The sequence below is a fragment of the Burkholderia anthina genome (genome assembly GCF_902498995.1).
Classification (GTDB): Bacteria; Pseudomonadota; Gammaproteobacteria; order Burkholderiales; family Burkholderiaceae; genus Burkholderia; species Burkholderia anthina.
Genome location: NZ_CABVLY010000008.1, coordinates 138,710 through 154,720 on the forward strand (window position 1 = coordinate 138,710; position 16,011 = coordinate 154,720).

Genomic DNA, 16,011 nt, shown 5'->3' on the forward strand with positions numbered 1-16,011 from the left:
CATCACATGACCAGTGCAACCCAATTCGACAACGTATCGGTCGTCAAGCGCGCGAACGTCTATTTCGACGGCAAGTGCGTGTCGCATACCGTGCTCTTCCCGGACGGCACGCGCAAGACGCTCGGCGTGATCCTGCCGTGCGCGCTCAACTTCGGCACGGACGCGGCTGAATTGATGGAAGTGCAGGCCGGCAAGTGCCGCGTGAAGCTCGACGGCAGCAGCGAATGGCAAACCTACGGCGCCGGCGAATCGTTCTCGGTGCCGGGCAAGAGCCGCTTCGACATCGAAGTGCTCGAGACGCTCGACTACGTCTGCAGCTACCTGTAAGCACCTTCACGCAGGGATTCCCACGCGCGGCACGCGCGCGCATCGGCCGCGCGCCGATGCGCGGAAAACAAAAAGCCCCGCCGAAGCGGGGCTTGTCGCATGCGGGCGGCGCGATGCCGCCCGGCACGGCGCTTACAGGCAGGCGCTGATGTCGCCCGCGGAAGCGGCGTCGCCGCGAACGCCGACCCACGTCTTCGCGTCCGGCTTCCACGACGGGCGGACCATCGCGGCGGCGCCGTTCGGCGGCTGCTGGCCCGGTGCGTAGACGTCGGTCGCGAGGCCGTTGGCGAGCACGTTCTGCGAGATCACCTGTTGCTGCGACTTGTCGGCCCAGGTCTTCGCGATACATGCGGAGACGTCCTGGGCGGGCTTCTGGCTTTGTCCCACATTCTGCACGGCCGGATCGGCCGCATGAGCAGAAATTGCCACGGTCAATGCGATGAGCGGTAAGTATTTCACGTTCACGTTTTATCTCCCTCGAGTCGTGATTGATTGAGTGGGATGCGCAGCAAAACTGCGTGCCTGTGAGATTGCATCGAGCGAGCGCGGTTCCGGTGAATCGGAAACAAGTTGTTAATGCGCTTGCCGGACGACAACCCGAGTGCTGTGCGTTTTGTGGCGGTGCGACATGCCGTCGTGCGCGGCCCGAACGAGCGGGGAAACGCGGGAACGACGTCATGCGCCGTGTGGTCTGCTCGTTGTCCGGCGATGTGGCGAATGGACGATCGCGGCGTGCTGCATGTCTTCGCATGTTGCGCCGCGACGCTTCTTTATTGGCTGACGAAGTGGAATGGCTGAAGGGTGGCCCCGTCGCATGCATTCCATGATGACAAACTTTCGCCTGTTGAATTGTCAACGAAGTTTAAACACGGGCGCGCGGAATGCAAAAACGGCGCGCGGTGCGCGCCGTTTCGCGAGGCGGAGTGAAGCGGGGGAAGCGCGGCGCTGCGCCGCGCACGCTGCCGGCGTCAGACGGGCTTGCGGGTGCCGCTGTCGCGCAGGTTGGCCGGCACGACCGGACGGAAGCGTTCGCGCTTCTGCTCGTCGTCGAAGTGCTGGAGCGCGGGCTTGATGAGGTCGCTGCGCGACACGATGCCGGTGATGCGCAGCGATTGCGGATCGTCGACGACCGGCAGGCGTTCGAGGCCGAGCATCGCGAGGCGCGACGCGACGACGCGGCACGTTTCGTGTGCGAGCGCGACGGCAGGTGCGCGATCGGCGAACGCGCTCGCGAGCGTCGCGCCGGCACCGGCTTGCGCGCGCTGCGCATCGAGCGTCGCACGATCGACGAGGCCGAGCAGGCGGCCGTTCTGCACGACCGGGTAGGCACGGTGCGTCTGCTTCGCGCCGAAGTACTGCGACTCGACCGCGTCGAGCGTCGTTGCGCCGTCGATCGCGACGAGCGCATCGGCGGATGTCATCACTTCACCCACGTCATGGCGCTCGAGCGGATCGACGCCGTATTCGCGGTAGATGTGATAGCCGCGACGCGCGATCTTTTCGGTCATGATCGAACGCTTCATCACGACGGTCGCGAAGCCGTGCGCGACGAGCGTCGCCGCGAGCAGCGGCAGCAGCGCGTTCGCGTCGTGCGTGAGGCCGAACGCGAACACGATCGCGGTCAGCGGCGCGCCGAGCGTTGCACCGAGCGTCGCGGCCATGCAGACGAGCGGCCACAGCGCCGGATCGCCGCCGGGCAGCACCGGCGACAGCACGGTGCCGAGGCCCGCGCCGAGCATCAGCAGCGGGGCCAGCACACCGCCCGACGTACCCGAGCCGAGCGCGACCACCCACATCACGGCCTTCACGATCAGCAGTGCGAGCGCGATCTTCAGCGCGATGTGCTGGTGCAGCAGGTCGCCGATCACGTCATAGCCGACGCCGAGCGCGCGCGGCTCGAGCCAGCCGCCGATGCCGATCACGATCGCACCGAGCGCCGGCCACCACATCCAGTGCACCGGCAGTTTCGCGAAGCCGTCTTCGATGCGGTACAGCGCAGCCGACAGGCCGCATGCGAGCATGCCCGACAGCAGGCCGGCGACGATGCACGACAGCAGCGCGACGGGCGTCGGCGCGGATGTCGTCAGCGGAAACAGCGGACCGACGCCGAAGAACACGGCGCGCGCAAAACCGGCCACCGCGCACGCGAGCGCGACCGGCAGGAAACTGCGCGGACGCCATTCGAACAGCAGCAGCTCGACCGCGAGCAGCACGGCGGCGACCGGCGTGCCGAACACGGCCGTCATGCCGGCGGCCGCGCCCGCGACGAGCAGCGTCTTGCGCTCGGCGGCGGTCACGTGCACGCATTGCGCGATCAGCGAGCCCAGCGCGCCGCCCGTCATGATGATCGGGCCTTCGGCACCGAACGGGCCGCCGCTGCCGATCACGATGCCGGACGACAGCGGCTTGAGCACGGCGACCTTCGGCGACATGCGGCTCTTGCCGAACAGGATCGCCTCGATCGCTTCCGGAATGCCGTGGCCGCGGATCTTCTCCGAACCGAAGCGCGCCATCAGGCCGACGATCAGCCCGCCGATCACCGGCACGACGATCACCCATGCGCCGAGCGTATTATTGGCAGGCGAGTGGTCGGCGAACGAGAACTGCTGGAAGAAGAACAGGTTCGTGAACAGGTGAATCAGGCTCAACAGCACGAACGCCGCCAGCGTGCTGAGCAAGCCGATCACGGCAGCTAGCAACGCGATCCTGGGCAGGCGTTCGTTGGTCGAGAAATCGCGTTTATGTGGTGCGTTCATCGGAGTTGAAAAGGTCGGTAAAGCTTGGGTCAAAAATCGATCTGCGGAACCTGGAATGTGCCCTTGAGCGACGTCAGCTCGGCGCGATGCATCGCCGCGAGACGGGCCAGCAACGTTTCGCCTGCCTGCTCGAGGTGAACCTCGACCTGCCGGCGATCGGCTTCGCTCGTCTTGCGCTTCACGAGGCCGAGCGCCTCGCAGCGCGTCACCAGCGCGACGACGCCGTGATGCTGCGCCTGCAGGCGTTCCGCGAGTTCTCCGATGGTTGCCCATTCGCGGTGCGGGTAGCCCTTGATGTGCAACAGCAGCAGGTATTGCAGCGGCGTCACGCCTTCGCTTTGCGCGGCGCGTTCGGAGAAGCGCTCGAAACGGCGCATCTGGTAGCGGAACTCGGACAGTTGCTGAAAATCGCTTTTGGTCAGTGCGCGTCGGGTGTCGGACATGGCGGTCGGTCGGGCAGGCGGTTTCGGTAGCGCGGAATATATCACAATATGATATAAATGGCCGGGTTTTCGCGGAATGACCTGCATTTCGCGTTGCGCCGGTGTTACGCGGCCTCGAGCATCTGCGCCTGCTGGTACAGGCCGGTGACGAGATCCGTCTGCGTAATGATTCCGACCAGCCGGCGCGATGCGTCGACGACCGGGATGTGGTGGTGGCCCGAATGCGTGAACAGCGGCACCAGCGCGGTGATCGGCATGGTTTGCGGCACGTATGCGACATCGCGCGTCATCACGGTGGCGACGCTGGCGGGCTGGCCGCCGAACGACTGCGGCAGCCGCGCGGACAGCCGCTGCCACAGCGGTGCCGGGCGACGCATCTGGCGCGTGAGGTCGGCGCGCGTGACGATGCCGATCAGGCGATCCTCGCCATCGACCACCGGCAGCGCTTTTACGCGATGGCGGTCGAGCAGCGTGAGCGCGGCCGGCACCGACGTCGACGGTGCGACTTCGATCGCGTTCTTCGTCATCAGGTCGGCACACGTGAGCTGGCCGAACGTGCGCGTATACGCCTGCATCTCGGTTTCGCGCAGCAGCATTTCGAGATCGTCGGGATCGACGTCGAGCCATTCGCCGCGACGCTTCAGCACCGCGTCGAGGTCGCCGCGCGTGAAGCCGCCGCGGGCCGGCGCGTCCGTGCCCGCCTGCGGTTTCGCGTCGGGACGCACGCCGCCGTGCGGGTAACGGTGGCCCGTCAGCGCGTGGTACAGGAGTGCGGCCGACAGCAGGATCGCGGACTGCAGCGCGATCGGCTCGACCACGAAGCCGAAGCCGAGCGAGTGGATCGCCGGGCCGCCGAGCACGGCCGTCAACGCAACCGCGCCCGATGGCGGGTGCACGCAGCGCAGCGCGAACATGCCGCCGATCGCGAATGCGATCGCGACCGCGGCGGCCGTGATCGGATCCGCGATCCACTGCGCACACGCAACGCCGACCGTCGCCGCGACGAGATTGCCGCCGATGATCGACCACGGCTGCGCGAGCGGACTCGCGGGCACAGCGAACAGCAGCACGGCCGACGCGCCCATCGGTGCGACGAGCAGCGGCACGAGGCCCGGCACGCCGGGCATCAGCCGCATCGTGATGCCGACCGTCGCGATGCCGACGAGCGCCCCCGTGCACGAACGCATGCGTTCGCGCCAGCCGAGCGTCATCGGATGGGGAATGAAGCTGTGCAGCCACTGCCGGAACGTGCGGCGCGACGGGGAAGAGCCTGACGACATGGACGGGAAGCGGTAAGAATGGCGGCGCGAGCTGACGCATCGCGGACAAAAACGAAATTATATCGCGTCGTGATACAAATTGTCGCACCGCATCAAGACGTTGCATGCGCGCGACGCACGTGTCTTGCAAAAACCTTTCGTCGGATGAAAGCCCGGGGGCCGCGTAGATGCGCAAATTTGTCTGCAGCGGCGTACAATTCGGCCCACCGAATCCCCCGATATGTCAGAACCACGTACGCGATGCCCGCTCTCACGCCTGTTTCCCGGCACGGCGATCGCTTTGGCGTGGTTCGCGCGCGCGTCCCGTTTCTGCTCTGACGCGAACGCCGCCGCCTTTTCTCCACCGACACTCCCCAAGCCAATTCAATGGACATGCTCGAAAACATGCGCCTGTTCGTGCGCGTTGTCGAAGCCGGCAGTTTTACCGCGGTCGCCAAGGAAATCGACGCGACCACCGCGCAGGTGTCGCGCGCGGTATCGAATCTCGAAGCACACGTACAGACGCGTCTGTTGCATCGCACGACGCGCCATCTCGGCCTCACTGAAAGCGGCGAACGCTATTTCGAGCGTGCGAAATCGATCCTCGCCGAAATCGACTATGCGAACGCGGAGGCGCGCAACGCGCTGCTGAGGCCGAGCGGCAAGATGCGCATCCATGCGATGACGGGGCTCGGGCAGAGTCACGTCGTGTCGTCGATCGTGCGTTACCAGGAAGACAACCCGGATGTGTCGGTGGAGCTGACGCTCGCGCAACGGATGCCGAATCTCGTCGAGGAAGGCTACGACGTGTCGATCGTGACCGCGTCGCAGTTGCCCGATTCGGGCTACGTCGCGCAGACCTGCGGCACGAGCTGCAGCGTGCTGGTCGCATCGCACGACTATCTGGCGCGCCACGGTACGCCGAAGACGCCGGACGACCTGCCGAACCACGTATGCCTGCGCCTCGATACGCCCGCGTCGCCGGCCAGCGAGTGGCGGCTCGAGCGCAACGACGGCGAGGAGGCGGTATATGAACTGCAGCCGGCGCCGTTCCAGGTCAACGTGCCGGACGCGCTGTGCGTCGCGGTGCGGGCCGGGCGCGGAATCGCGTGCGTCGCGCTGTACACCGTGCTCGACGACATCCGCGAAGGGCGGCTGATTCGCGTGCTGCCCGAGTACCGGCTGCAGACGGTCAGCGTATATGCCGTCTATGCGACGCGCCGCTATCTCGACGCGAAAATCCGCACGTTCCTCGATCACCTGCGCACGACGCTCACGCCGGCGCTGGAAAACGATCTGCGCGAACTCGACCGGCTCGCGGTCGAGGAGGCGCCGGCCGTGCCCCACGCGTAACACGGCGCGCGCTCGCCGCACGAACGGGCTCGCGCGGCGTGCCGACGCTCATGCGTCCGGCGTCACGCGAATCCGCTCGAAGCGGCCCGCGAGCCACACGTGCGCGGCGATGCCGATCAGCCCGTGCGCGGCGACGAACCACAGTGCGCCCGCGAACGAGCCGGTGTGCGCGACGAAGTAGCCGATCACGAGCGGCGTGACGATCCCCGCGATGTTGCCGAGGCCGTTGAACACGCCGCCGCTCAGGCCGACCATGCCTTCCGGCGCGGTATCGGCGAGCACCGCCCAGCCGACCGCCGCAAGCCCCTTGCCGAAGAACGCGATCGTCATCAGCGCGATCACGACCGCGTTCGACGCGGCGCCGTTCGCGAGCACGAGCAGCGTCGCCATCGCCATCCCCACGACGAACGGCGTCTTGCGCGCCTGCGACGGATGCACGCCGCGCCGGATCAGCCAGTCCGACAGCACGCCGCCGAGCACGCCGCCGGTGAACCCGCAGAGCGCGGGGAGCGCGGCGACCCAGCCCGCTTCCATGATCGTCATCCCGCGTCCCTTGATCAGATAGATCGGGAACCAGGTGATGAAGAAGTAGGTGAGCGCCGTGATGCAGTACTGACCGATATAGATCGCCCACAGGTTGCGGTGGCGGAACAGTTGCGATGCATCGCGCCACGACACGCGTGCGCGGTGGCGGACGCGGTTCGCCTCCAGATCGACGAGCGCGCCGTGCGCACGCAGATAGTCGCGCTCGGCGTCGCTCACGCGCGGATGGCCGTGCGGCTCGCGATACCACGCAAACCACAGCGCGGCCAGCGCGACGCCGAGCAGCCCCATCCACAGAAACACGTGCTCCCAGCCGAGCGCGTGCGTAAGCCACGCCATCGCGGGCGTGAACAGCACCACGGCCATGTATTGCGCGGAATTGAACAGTGCCGACGCGGTGCCGCGCTCGGCCGTCGGGAACCAGCACGCGACGATTCGCGAATTGGCCGGGAACGCCGGCGATTCGACGAGGCCGAGCATGAAGCGCATCGCGAACAGCGCGAGCGTCGCCGCCACGCCCTGCAGGGCGAACCCGCCGACCGTGCCCTGCAGCATCGTGAACACCGACCACAGCAGCAGGCTCAGGCCGTACACGCGACGCGCGCCGAAGCGGTCGAGCAGCCAGCCGCCCGGGATCTGGCCGATCGCATAGGCCCATGCGAATGCCGAGAAGACGATGCCGAGCTGTACGGGCGTCAGCCCGAGATCGTGCGCGACGCCGGTGCCGGCGATCGACATCGTCGCGCGGTCCGCATAGTTGACGACGGTGACCGCGAAGATCAGCGCGAGCACCGTGTAGCGGACGCGGCCGATCGTGCGCGATGCGGCGGGTGAGGCTGGCGATGCGGTGGCGGCTGCGCCGCCGCTGGATCGACTGGACATGCGTGTCTCCTGGCCTCCGTCGTGCGGAGGCATCTGGTTTCGTGTAGCCGTGAAGGCGGACTGTCGCGATCAGCGCGTGACGCTGGTCGGCGGCCGTTGGCCCGCGAAGCAGGCGGCGAGGTTGGCGAGCACGATGCGGCCCATCGCTTCGCGCGTCTCGTGCGTGGCGCTCGCGCGGTGCGGCTGCACGACGACGCGCTCCAGTTCGAGCAGCGCGGCGGGCACGTGCGGTTCGTTGGCGAACACGTCGAGGCCGGCGCCGGCGATCGTGCCATCGGCGAGCGCGCGCACGAGCGCGGCTTCGTCGACGAGCTTGCCGCGCGCGACATTGATCAGGAATCCTTTGCTGCCGAGCGCGGCGAGCACCTCGGCCGTCACCAGCACGTTGCCGTGATCGGCGGAAGCCGCGAGCACCAGCACGTCGCTGTCCCGTGCGAGCGCGATCAGGTCGGGCGCGTAGCGATAGACGCTGTCGCGATGCTCGCGCGGGCCGAAATAGCTGACGGGCATCCGGAACGCCTGCGCGCGTTGCGCGATCGCGCGCCCGACGCGGCCGAGGCCGACGATGCCGAGCCGCTTGCCCGTCACCTGCGTCGCGAGCGGCTGCGCGGCCTTGCCCCAGCGGCCGGCGCGCACGATGCGCTCGCCGGCGCCGAGGTCGCGCAGCGTCATCAGGATCAGCCCCATCGCCATGTCGGCGACGTCGTCGGTCAGCACGTCGGGCGTCGTCGTGACGTGGATGCCCCGTGCACGGGCGCGCGCGAGGTCGACGGCATCGGTGCCGATCCCGCTGATCGCGACGATTTCGAGTGCGCTCAGCCGGTCCATCAGCGCGGCGGACAGCCCGTTCGCGCCGCCGGTGACGACGCCGCGGATGCGCGGCGCGACGCGCTCGAGCAGTGCGTCCGGCTGGTCGGCCGCATACAGGCGATGCACTGCGTAACGGGCGGACAGTTCGGCGTCGATGACGTCGGGAAGCGGCTGGGTGAGCAGGATATCGATGGTCATGAAGGTCTCGGTCATCGTGCGCGGCGCGGGCCGCGCATCAGGTGCAACCGAGTATAGAAATCGTATCGATATCGGTCTAACATCAAAAGACTATCGATTGATTCAAGAATTGAATGATTGAACTGAACCAGCTTCGCTGTTTCGTCGCAGTGGCCGAGGAACTGCATTTCGGCCGCGCGGCCAGGCGGCTTTTCATGACGCAGCCGCCGCTCAGCCGGCAGATCCAGTTGCTCGAACATGCGCTCGGCATCGCACTGCTCGAACGCAGCAGCCGGCAGGTCAGGCTGACCGCGGCCGGCGAGCGCTTCCTGCGCGATGCGCGGCACATCCTCGAATTTTCCGCGCGGGCGGAGCAGGCCGCGCAGCGCGTCGCGCACGGCGGCGCCGGGCGCATTACGCTCGGCTTCACGGCCGTCAGCGCATACCGGATGATTCCGGTGCTGCTCGCGCATGCGGCGCACGCGCTGCCGGACGTCGATGTCGAACTGCGCGAGATGGTGTCGACCGTGCAGATCGACGCGCTCGCGTCGCGCATGCTCGATGCGGGCTTCGTGCGCCAGCGTGCCGCGCGTCACCCGCTCGAATACCGGCTCGTGCAGCGCGAGCCGATGCTCGTCGCGGTCGCGCAGGGCGCGCCGCTCGCCGCGTACGAGCGGATCGGCCCCGACGAACTCGACCGGCAGCCGTTCATCGCGTATTCGCCGAACGAGGGGAAGTACTTCCACGACATGATCTCGGGGATGTTCGCCGGCGCCGGGCGCTTGCCGAACTACCTGCATTACGTCGGGCAGACGCATACGATCCTCGGCCTCGTGCGCGCCGGGCTTGGCGCCGCGCTCGTGCCTGCATCGGCGCGCGAGCTGCATGTCGACGGCGTGGTGTTCCGGCCGCTCGCGGGCGTCGACGTGGCGGCCGAACTGTATCTCGCCTGGCGCGCGGACAACGACAATCCGGCGCTGCCGGTGTTCAACGCGATGGTCGAGCAGTTTCTGACGGCCGAGCCGTGTAACGCCCGAGTCTCGACCGAAAGTCAGTTGTCTGACGATATCGGCGGCGCTTAGGCCTGACGCCGCGCCAGCGGTCCCGGAAGTCAGGAAATCCCGCATTCCATCCCGAATCCGGGCCGGAAATCGCTCCCGCATCCATCGACTTTTCACCCGAAAACAGGGGGAAACCCTCATTTTGTTCTCATCGGTCGTCGTATTACTGTATCGATACACTAAATCGATACAGTGCGCCGGGAGGCGCAATCGCAAAGGAGACGTCCATGACTACCTTCACCCGGCGGCGCTTTCTGCAAACGGCGTCCGCAGCCACGCTCGCGGTCGCGGGCGGTGTGCCGGATCTCGCCCGTGCGGCGCAGCCGACCGTGACGCTGCGCTGCTCGTCGTCGATGCCGGCCGACCAGAACGCCGCGCACTACGTGTGGTACGAGCGCCTCGCCGCGAACCTGAAGGCGAGCGTCGGCGATGCGATCCGGGTCGACTACTTTCCGAACAGCCAGCTCGGCAAGGAGAGCGACGTCGCGCAGCAGGTGAAGATCGGGGCGATCGACATGATGATCGCGGGGTCGTCGATCTGGGCGACGGTCGCGCCGGAGCTCGGCATGCTCGATCTCGGCTACCTGTTCGACAGCTATGCGCACGTCGCGAAGGTGCTCGACGGTCCGGTCGGCACCAGCCTGAACGCGCTGCTGCAAAAGCGCTCGGGCTGTTCGGTGCTGACGTGGGGCTCGCACTTCGGCGGCCGTTGCGTATTCACGAAGCAGCCCGTGACGGCGCTGCAGGGCGTGAAGGGCACGAAGCTGCGCGTGCTGCCGACGCCGGCGTTCATGGACACCTTCAAGGTGATGGGCGCGGTGCCGACGCCGATTCCGTTCGGCGAACTGTACATGGCCGTGCAGACGGGTGTCGTCGACGGGCTCGAGCACGATCCGGCCACAGTGCTCGCGAGCCGCTTCGACGAGATCGTCAAATCGTGCTGGCAATCGCACCACGTGTTCGCGGCGATGACCGTGGTGATGGGGCGGCGCGCGCTCGACCGGATTCCCGCGAACCTGCGCCCGGCATTCGACCGCGCGGTGGCTGATGCGACCGCGCAGCAGCGCGCGATTGCCACGCAGAAGGCCGCGCAGGCGGAGCAGGCGTTGAAGCAGCACGGGATGACGTTCCATCCGATGGTCGACGCCGAGCGCACGGCGCTGCGGCAGGCGATGCATGACCGGCTCTACGTCGCGTTCGCGAAGCAGTATCCGGCGACGGCGTCGCTGTTTCCGGCGATCGCCGCCGCGCGAGGTTGAGCGATGGATACCGGTTCCGTCTCGAGCGCCATGCCGGCGGCCGACGCAAGCCGTCCGGCCCGTATCGCGTCGCGCACGCTGGACGCGGCGATGCGCTGGATCGAATACGTATCGGCGGCGGTGCTGGCCGCCGACGTGCTGGTCGTGTTCGTGTCGGTCATCTTCCGCTATTTCCTTCACGATCCGGTCGACTGGGCCGAGGAGGTCGCGAGCGCGCTGATGATCGTGCTGGTGTTCTTCGGCGCGGCGACGGTGCTGGGGCGCAGCCAGCACGTCGGCATCGACCTGTTCCGCGGCTGGCTGCCGGCAAGCTGGCAGGGCGCGCTCGTGCAGATCGGGCACTGGATCGTCGCGGCGGTTTCGCTGAACCTGCTGGTGTCGTCGTGGCAGCTGCTCGGCGACTCGTACGACCAGTTGACCACCGGCGGCCTGCCGGGCTGGATCAACGTGTATCCGATGATGTTCGGCGCGCTGTTCATGAGCGTGTTCGCGCTGGCGAACGCACTGAACGCGCCGCGCCGCCGCGTGATCGGCACGCTCGCGTGCTGCGCGATGCTCGCGGGCGCTGTATACGGCTGGAATGCGTTGCAGCCCGAGCATGCGATCGCACCGGGCGCGCTGCTGATCGCCGGCTTCGTCGGCGGGCTCGTGCTGGGCGTGCCGATCGGCTTCGTGCTCGCCTTCTCGGCGCTGCTGTATTTCCTCGCCGATCCGACGTTGCCGCTGCTCGTGTACTCGCAGCAGGTGATGGCCGGCGCCGATCACTTCGTGCTGCTCGCGGTGCCGTTCTTCGTTCTCGCCGGCTTGCTGATGGAGTCGAACGGGATGTCCGCGCGGCTCGTCGAATTGCTGCTGCGAATGTTCGGGCGCGTGCGCGGCGGGCTCGGGCTGATCGTGATCTTCGCGACCGCGTGTTTTTCCGGCGTATCGGGTTCGAAGCTGGCCGACATCGCGGCGGTAGGCGGCGTCGTGATGCCGGCCGTGCGCCGCGCACGCCAGGACCCCGACGAAACCGCGGCGCTGCTCGCGTGCAGCGCGGTGATGGCCGAGACGATTCCGCCGTGCGTGAACATGATCATCATGGGCTTCGTCGCGAACATCTCGATCGCGGGGCTGTTTCTCGCGGGGATCGTGCCGGCGGCCGTGCTGGCTGCGTCGCTGGCCGTCGTGACCGTGATCTGCGGACGCCGGATCGACATCGACGCGGTGTTCACCGAGCGTCGCGCATGGCTGCCGCTCGCGGGCGGCGCGCTCGTCGCGCTGATCATGGTCGCGATGATCGGCAAGGGCGTGACGTCGGGCATCGCGACGTCGACGGAAGTGTCCGCGTTCGCGGTGGTCTATGCGCTCGTGGTCGGCTGGGCGGCGTTCCGCGAACTGACCTGGCGTTCGGTCGGCCGCGTGTTCGTGCGTGCGGCGTCGATGGCGAGCGGTATCCTGTTCATCGTCGCGGCGGCGTCGAGCGTGTCGTTCGCGCTGTCCATCGAGCAGATTCCGGCGCTCGTCTCGGGCACAATGACCGCGTTCGCGCATCAGTACGGCTCGACGGCATTCCTGTTGCTGGCGGCGCTGCTGATGATCGTGTTCGGCGCGGTACTCGAAGGCGCGCCCGCGCTGATCATCTTCGGGCCGCTGCTCGCGCCGATCGCATTGCAGCTCGGCATCAACCCGCTGCATTTCGGCACGGTCGTGGTGGTGGCGATGGGGCTCGGACTGTTCGCGCCGCCGGTCGGGCTCGGCCTGTTCACGACCTGCGCGATCACGGGAACCGAGGTCGGGCGCGTGGCGCGGCCGATGGTGAAATACCTGCTGGTGCTGTTCGCCGCCCTGGTGGCGCTGATCTTCGCACCGGCGTTTTCGTTGTGGCTGCCGGCCCATTTCGGCCTGTAGCCCGTTCAATGCAAGACGACATGAGTACGATTCAGGACGTGGCCCGTCATGCGGCCGTTTCGGTCAGCACGGTTTCGAACGTGCTCAACGGCCGCACCGATCAGATGAAGCCGGAGACGCTCGAACGCGTGAAGGCGTCGATGGACGCGCTGCACTACCGGCCGAGCACGCTCGCACGCCAGCTCAAGACGGGGCAGACGCCGCTCGTCGGGCTGCTGGTGCCGTCGATGGCCAACCCGATGTACGGCTACATCGCGCGCGAGATCGAGGCCTGCGCGCAGGAGCAGTACGGTCATCGCGTGCTGATCGGCAACACGTATCGCGATGCCGGCAAGGAGGCGTCGTTCTTCGAAGACCTGTTCGCGCACGGCGTGCGGCGCGTGATCGTGATCTCGTCGCTCGCCGACGAAAGCCACCTCGAGCGCGCGGCCGCACGCGGGATGACGGTCGTCAGCTACGACCGCCGCGCGACGCCGGGCGAGCAATCGCAGGTCGATCACGTGACGGCCGACAACGAGGCGGCCGCGCGGCTCGCGACCGGCTGCCTCGTGGCCGCCGGCCATACGCGGCTCGCGTTCGCGACGGTGGCCGGCATCACCGTGAGCCGCAGCGACAAGATTCGCGGCTTTCTCTCGGTGGCGCGCGATGCGGGCGTCGACGCGCAGGTGCTCGACGGCGGCCCGGCGAACGAATACGGCGACGCGGTGATCGTCGACGTCGGGCGTGCGCTCGGCGCCGCGCTCGCGGCCGATCCGGCGCGGCCGACCGGCATCGTCGCGGTCAACGACCTGTTCGCGCTCGGCCTGATGGCCGGGCTGCGCGACGGCGGATTGCGGGTGCCCGACGATGTGTCGGTCGTGGGGATGGACGGTCATTTCCTGTCGGCGATTTCGTCGCCGGCGCTGACCACGGTGCAGTTGCCCGTCCCCGACATGGCCGCGGAGATGGTGCGACGCGTGATGCGGCACGACGGCGAGGCGTCGTCGGGGCCCGGGCAGTGCGTGTTTCCGGGCGTCACGCTCGTGGCGCGCGCGTCGGTTGCGCCGCCGCCGCATGCGCCCGACGCTGACGGAGGCCTGGCATGACGCACGTCTACGTCACTCATCCGTCGGGGATGCTCGATCACTACTTCGGCGCGAAGGCGCTGCGCGCGCTGCGGGCGATCGCGGACGTCACGTGCAATCCGCTGGACCGCGAACTCGGCACGGACGAGCTGATCGCCGCCGCGCACGGATGCGACGCGATCATCGCGTACCGGCAGACGCCGGCGCCGCGCGCGCTGTTCGACGGGCTGCCCGCGCTTGCCGCGTTCCTGCGCTGCGCCGTCGACATCCGCACCGTCGACGTCGGTGCGGCGAGCGCATCCGGCGTGCTGGTCACGCAGGCGAGCCCCGGCTTCGGGCCGGCGGTTGCCGAATGGGTGATCTGCGCGATGATCGACCTCGCGCGCGGCATCGGCGCCTATGCGAACGCGTACCGCCGCGGCGCACCGCCGGTGCCGCTGATGGGCCGCGAATTGCGCGGCAGCACGCTGGGCGTGGTCGGCTACGGACAGATCGCGCGCCGTCTCGCGCCGATCGCGACCGCATTCGGAATGCGCGTGCTGGTGAGCGATCCGTACGTGCGGGTCGATGCGCCGCCGCTCGAACAGGTCGATTGGGCGACCTTGCTGCGCGATGCCGATTACGTCGTATGCCTTGCGCCGGCGACGCCGGCGACCGCGAACCTGTTCGATGCGCGTGCGTTCGCCGCGATGAAACCCGGTGCGTGCTTCGTCAATGCGTCGCGCGGCGAGCTCGTCGACGAGCAGGCGCTCGCCGAGGCGCTCGACGGCGGCCGGCTGGCCGGTTGCGCGCTCGATGTCGGCCGTGCGGCGGACCAGATGCCGACCCCCGGGCTTGCCGCGCATCCGCGCGTGATCGCCACCCCGCATATCGGCGGGCTGACGCGGCCGGCGGTCGAGCATCAGGCGCTGGAGACGGTCGAGCAACTCGCCGCGCTGCTCGACGGGCGCGTGCCGAACGGTGCGGTCAACGCGGCACACGCGACGCGGCTCGAACGCTGGCGATCGACCGACACGTCCGCCGTGCAGGGCGACGCACGATGACGCGCGACGACGGCGGCATGCACGCGTGCGATTGCCATATCCACATCTACGACGATGCGTATCCGCTCGCGCCGACGGCGACGTTCCGGCCGCCGCACGCACCGGCGGATGCGTATCGGCGCGTGCAACGGGCGCTCGGTCTTGCGCGCGTCGTCGTCGTGCAGCCGACCGGCTATGGCTTCGACAACCGCTGCACGCTCGCTGCGCTGGCCGCGCTCGGCCCGCAGGCGCGGGGCGTGGCGACGGTGCCGGTCGACGTGCCGGATGCCGAACTCGAGCGGCTGCACGCGGCGGGCATCCGCGGCGTGCGGTTCATGATGCTGTCGGGCGGCACGTCGCGATGGGACGAACTGGAACGGATGGCCGCGCGGATCGCGCCGCTCGGCTGGCACATCGACCTGCAGCTCGACGGCCGCACGCTGCCGGACGTCGAGCCAACGCTGGCGTCGCTGCCCGCGCGCGTCGTGATCGATCACACGGGCAAGTTCCTGACGCCGGTTGCGCCGGATGCCGCCGCGTTCGTTACGCTGCGGCGCCTGCTCGATCGCGGCCACGTGTGGGTGAAGCTGTCCGCGCCTTACGAGACGTCGCGATCCGGTGCGCCGGGTTATGACGACGTCGCACGCCTCGCGACCGTGCTCGCGCACGCGCATTCGGCGCGCTGCGTGTGGGGCAGCAACTGGCCGCACCCGAACGCATCGCCGGTGCCCGACGATGCGTGCATGCTCGGCTGGCTGCACGCATGTACGGCGGACGATGCGGCGGGCCGCGCGATTCTCGTCGACAATCCGGCGGTGCTGTACGGATTCGATACGAACGCCGCGACGGCTTCGTGACGTAATGCCCGGTTGGCCGACCGCCGGCGCCGTTTCGATGTCCCGTTCCGTACCGTCAATCGGTACGCTTTCCCGTCCGCATGCAGGCTGCGGCGACGCGCGCCGCCCAACGGCGCCGTCGCGTGTCGCCACAGCCTGCTGCCTCCGACACGTATTGCGTGGACGCGCGCCTACGCCGTCGCCCAGCGACGCCGCCGGCGCGCGTCCACGCAATGTGCCGCCGACCGTTCGGCACGCGCGGCGGCACAGGAATCCGAAGCAATTCGATCGAGCGGGGAAGGTGAAGCGATGCGCGGGAGGCCGGCGGA

15 protein-coding genes are annotated in these 16,011 nt (G+C 68.3%); 9 read left to right on the forward strand and 6 right to left on the reverse strand.

What is annotated here, in order from left to right; genetic code table 11:
* Nucleotides 1-6 precede the first annotated feature (6 nt).
* Complete coding sequence (gene ppnP / locus BME24068_RS12945; protein WP_012366195.1) at nt 7-327, forward strand: pyrimidine/purine nucleoside phosphorylase; 321 nt, start codon at nt 7-9, stop codon at nt 325-327.
* Nucleotides 328-459: 132 nt separating this feature from the next.
* Here the strand turns inward: ppnP and BME24068_RS12950 are convergent, their stop codons facing one another.
* From BME24068_RS12950 to BME24068_RS12965, 4 genes are all read right to left on the reverse strand, one after another.
* On the reverse strand, nt 460-792 hold the full coding sequence (locus BME24068_RS12950) for a hypothetical protein (protein ID WP_172441859.1): 333 nt from the start codon (nt 790-792) through the stop codon (nt 460-462).
* A gap of 503 nt (nt 793-1,295) precedes the next feature.
* Entirely contained in the window at nt 1,296-3,083 is a 1,788-nt protein-coding gene (locus BME24068_RS12955; protein ID WP_096499758.1) for a chloride channel protein, read from the reverse strand.
* Nucleotides 3,084-3,112: 29 nt separating this feature from the next.
* The gene (locus tag BME24068_RS12960) at nt 3,113-3,526 is read right to left on the reverse strand and encodes a MarR family winged helix-turn-helix transcriptional regulator (protein ID WP_096499756.1); all 414 of its coding nucleotides are present in this window, start codon (nt 3,524-3,526) and stop codon (nt 3,113-3,115) included.
* 104 nt (nt 3,527-3,630) lie between these two features.
* Nucleotides 3,631-4,806: an HPP family protein gene (locus BME24068_RS12965; RefSeq protein WP_174926301.1), complete on the reverse strand. Its 1,176-nt coding sequence runs from the start codon at nt 4,804-4,806 to the stop codon at nt 3,631-3,633.
* 366 nt (nt 4,807-5,172) lie between these two features.
* Between BME24068_RS12965 and BME24068_RS12970 the strand changes: the two genes are divergently transcribed.
* Nucleotides 5,173-6,138, forward strand: coding sequence for a LysR family transcriptional regulator (locus tag BME24068_RS12970; RefSeq protein ID WP_096499752.1), 966 nt, complete (start codon nt 5,173-5,175; stop codon nt 6,136-6,138).
* A 48-nt stretch (nt 6,139-6,186) separates the two neighbouring features.
* Here BME24068_RS12970 and BME24068_RS12975 read toward each other — a convergent pair whose 3' ends face one another.
* A complete protein-coding gene (locus BME24068_RS12975; RefSeq protein ID WP_174926302.1) occupies nt 6,187-7,563 on the reverse strand; it encodes an MFS transporter in 1,377 nt (458 codons plus the stop codon).
* Nucleotides 7,564-7,632: 69 nt separating this feature from the next.
* Complete coding sequence (locus BME24068_RS12980) at nt 7,633-8,571, reverse strand: 2-hydroxyacid dehydrogenase (RefSeq protein ID WP_174926303.1); 939 nt, start codon at nt 8,569-8,571, stop codon at nt 7,633-7,635.
* Here BME24068_RS12980 and BME24068_RS35285 point away from each other — a divergent pair.
* From BME24068_RS35285 to BME24068_RS13010, 7 genes are all read left to right on the forward strand, one after another.
* Nucleotides 8,570-8,692, forward strand: a complete 123-nt coding sequence (locus BME24068_RS35285; protein WP_275405013.1) for a hypothetical protein — start codon at nt 8,570-8,572, stop codon at nt 8,690-8,692. The two genes, BME24068_RS12980 and BME24068_RS35285, sit on opposite strands and share 2 nt — an antisense overlap.
* A complete protein-coding gene (locus BME24068_RS12985) occupies nt 8,685-9,632 on the forward strand; it encodes a LysR family transcriptional regulator (protein WP_239008112.1) in 948 nt (315 codons plus the stop codon). The genes BME24068_RS35285 and BME24068_RS12985 overlap by 8 nt, the downstream gene beginning before the upstream one ends.
* Nucleotides 9,633-9,838: 206 nt before the next feature.
* A complete protein-coding gene (locus BME24068_RS12990) occupies nt 9,839-10,870 on the forward strand; it encodes a TRAP transporter substrate-binding protein (RefSeq protein ID WP_174926304.1) in 1,032 nt (343 codons plus the stop codon).
* A gap of 3 nt (nt 10,871-10,873) precedes the next feature.
* Nucleotides 10,874-12,760 carry a TRAP transporter large permease gene (locus BME24068_RS12995; protein ID WP_096499744.1) on the forward strand — a complete coding sequence of 629 codons (1,887 nt, stop codon included), beginning with the start codon at nt 10,874-10,876 and terminating at the stop codon, nt 12,758-12,760.
* An 8-nt stretch (nt 12,761-12,768) separates the two neighbouring features.
* Nucleotides 12,769-13,845, forward strand: a complete 1,077-nt coding sequence (locus BME24068_RS13000; RefSeq protein WP_174926305.1) for a LacI family DNA-binding transcriptional regulator — start codon at nt 12,769-12,771, stop codon at nt 13,843-13,845.
* Complete coding sequence (locus BME24068_RS13005) at nt 13,842-14,867, forward strand: NAD(P)-dependent oxidoreductase (protein WP_174926306.1); 1,026 nt, start codon at nt 13,842-13,844, stop codon at nt 14,865-14,867. The genes BME24068_RS13000 and BME24068_RS13005 overlap by 4 nt, the downstream gene beginning before the upstream one ends.
* A complete protein-coding gene (locus BME24068_RS13010; protein WP_174926307.1) occupies nt 14,864-15,703 on the forward strand; it encodes an amidohydrolase family protein in 840 nt (279 codons plus the stop codon). The genes BME24068_RS13005 and BME24068_RS13010 overlap by 4 nt, the downstream gene beginning before the upstream one ends.
* Nucleotides 15,704-16,011: the final 308 nt, after the last annotated feature.

Bases quoted from the DNA above. Each gene is read 5' to 3' on its own strand.
- BME24068_RS12985 (WP_239008112.1), top strand. From the start codon at position 8,685: ATGATTGAACTGAACCAGCTTCGCTGTTTCGTCGCAGTGGCCGAGGAA.
- BME24068_RS35285 (WP_275405013.1), top strand. From the start codon at position 8,570: ATGAAGGTCTCGGTCATCGTGCGCGGCGCGGGCCGCGCATCAGGTGCA.
- BME24068_RS12980 (WP_174926303.1), bottom strand. From the start codon at position 8,571: ATGACCATCGATATCCTGCTCACCCAGCCGCTTCCCGACGTCATCGAC.
- BME24068_RS13000 (WP_174926305.1), top strand. From the start codon at position 12,769: ATGCAAGACGACATGAGTACGATTCAGGACGTGGCCCGTCATGCGGCC.
- BME24068_RS12975 (WP_174926302.1), bottom strand. From the start codon at position 7,563: ATGTCCAGTCGATCCAGCGGCGGCGCAGCCGCCACCGCATCGCCAGCC.
- BME24068_RS12955 (WP_096499758.1), bottom strand. From the start codon at position 3,083: ATGAACGCACCACATAAACGCGATTTCTCGACCAACGAACGCCTGCCC.
- ppnP (WP_012366195.1), top strand. From the start codon at position 7: ATGACCAGTGCAACCCAATTCGACAACGTATCGGTCGTCAAGCGCGCG.
- BME24068_RS12995 (WP_096499744.1), top strand. From the start codon at position 10,874: ATGGATACCGGTTCCGTCTCGAGCGCCATGCCGGCGGCCGACGCAAGC.
- BME24068_RS12970 (WP_096499752.1), top strand. From the start codon at position 5,173: ATGGACATGCTCGAAAACATGCGCCTGTTCGTGCGCGTTGTCGAAGCC.
- BME24068_RS13010 (WP_174926307.1), top strand. From the start codon at position 14,864: ATGACGCGCGACGACGGCGGCATGCACGCGTGCGATTGCCATATCCAC.
- BME24068_RS12965 (WP_174926301.1), bottom strand. From the start codon at position 4,806: ATGTCGTCAGGCTCTTCCCCGTCGCGCCGCACGTTCCGGCAGTGGCTG.
- BME24068_RS12990 (WP_174926304.1), top strand. From the start codon at position 9,839: ATGACTACCTTCACCCGGCGGCGCTTTCTGCAAACGGCGTCCGCAGCC.
- BME24068_RS12960 (WP_096499756.1), bottom strand. From the start codon at position 3,526: ATGTCCGACACCCGACGCGCACTGACCAAAAGCGATTTTCAGCAACTG.
- BME24068_RS13005 (WP_174926306.1), top strand. From the start codon at position 13,842: ATGACGCACGTCTACGTCACTCATCCGTCGGGGATGCTCGATCACTAC.